At 55.8% G+C, this 1,422-nt stretch carries 1 protein-coding gene; it reads right to left on the bottom strand.

Annotation, left to right across the window (positions count from 1 at the left end; genetic code table 11):
* Positions 1-9: 9 nt before the first annotated feature.
* Positions 10-1,341, bottom strand: a complete 1,332-nt coding sequence (locus QK293_RS27435) for an IS4 family transposase (protein WP_282383492.1) — start codon at positions 1,339-1,341, stop codon at positions 10-12.
* Positions 1,342-1,422: the final 81 nt, after the last annotated feature.

Raw genomic sequence — 1,422 nt, 5'->3', positions numbered from 1 at the left:
TAATGCTGTTCACTTAAGCGGAGCAGCCTTACGGTCTACTGGAAACCGGGTTTTCGAAATTTTCACCGTCCTTGGCCTCGAAGGCCTTGGGCGGTGATCCAGAAATAAGCCTCCAACACCTGCTCTTAGCTCAGCCAAACGTCTTCCTGTAGCTGAAATCGGATTGGCCGCTGCCATCACAATCAATTGCACGGCGATGTACTGACAAACCGGTTTGAAACGGATGTCCGAGGGTGCTCGGCCAAACGCCACCGCCGCCTGACTGGCCTCCCGACGAATCACGTTGTAAGCCAGCAACAGTCCCCACACTTCCTGATAGATCAGCTCGACTTTTTTGCTGCGCAAGGTCATTGCGTTTTGCTGCATCGAACTCTTGATGTCCCTGAAACCCAGCTCGATCTCCCAGCGCTCCTGATATAGCTTGGCAACGGCCTTGGTGTTGTAGGCGTTGGCCGGCAACGACGTCATGACGGTCTTCACTTTGCCTTGAACTTCATAGCTGACTTCGCGTACCTCCCAGTGCGATGGAAGAGCCGGGTTTCGCTTTCTGGCCTGCGGCGAGACTTTCATGCGCACCAAGCGGTCGTGCTGGCTGTAACGGCTCACTTCCTCACAGACCAACCCCTTCTTTGCCGGGATCAACCAATGACGGTTGGTGCCCGCACAACTCAGGCTCGACAGCAGTTCGGCACCCCAGAACCCTTTGTCGAATAACGTCACCGAGTGGTCGGGAATCTGCTGCAAGAACTCGTCGGCCAAGCGCATTTCACTGCGTCGGTAAGGACTCAATTGAGCATCCAGGATCACGTGCGAACGCACATTCATCAGCGCTACCAGACGCAGCATCGGAAACGGCGTCTGGCGATCGCTCGGAGTATTTCCCGACCCGAAGTGATCTCGAAGTTCGGGCGTATCCGGGGTGCGCAACAGCGCACCGTCTACCGCGAATACCTGCAGATCCTGCCAAGCATCATCGTCATAGCGCTCTGCGCCCCATTGAGTGCCAGTTTTGCGAAATAACCACTCAACAGGATCGGCACCGAGTCGCTTGCGCGCCTCGGTTACACCACTGCGGGCCAACAAGTGGTCAGAGGCTAGGCCTTGGGCGCAAATGTTTAAGCGTCTGGCGACCTCGTGAACCGGCTCATCACGAAACAACGCCATGCCGAGTACCAGCCAGAGCACTTGGTCAGCGGGCAGGCGACGTCGGCGAATGGTTGCCTGACTGGAGAGATCCAGCGCAGACGCTACCCACTCCATGGGTATGTTTTGGGTGAAGGTGCTCATGTCGCAGAAGTTGAAAAGGTCGCCGAGGTCGAGCAGGTCTTGTTGAACAGACATAAAAAATCCGATGCCAGAGGTCTGGCATCGGATTTTCGGTGAACCTCGGCTTGGACTCAAATGCTTAAGTGAACAGCATTA

It is taken from the genome of Pseudomonas sp. AL03 (assembly GCF_029960815.1).
GTDB lineage: Bacteria > Pseudomonadota > Gammaproteobacteria > Pseudomonadales > Pseudomonadaceae > Aquipseudomonas.
The sequence above is the reverse complement of the archived record's forward strand: the minus strand, read 5'-3'. Positions and strand labels throughout refer to the sequence as shown.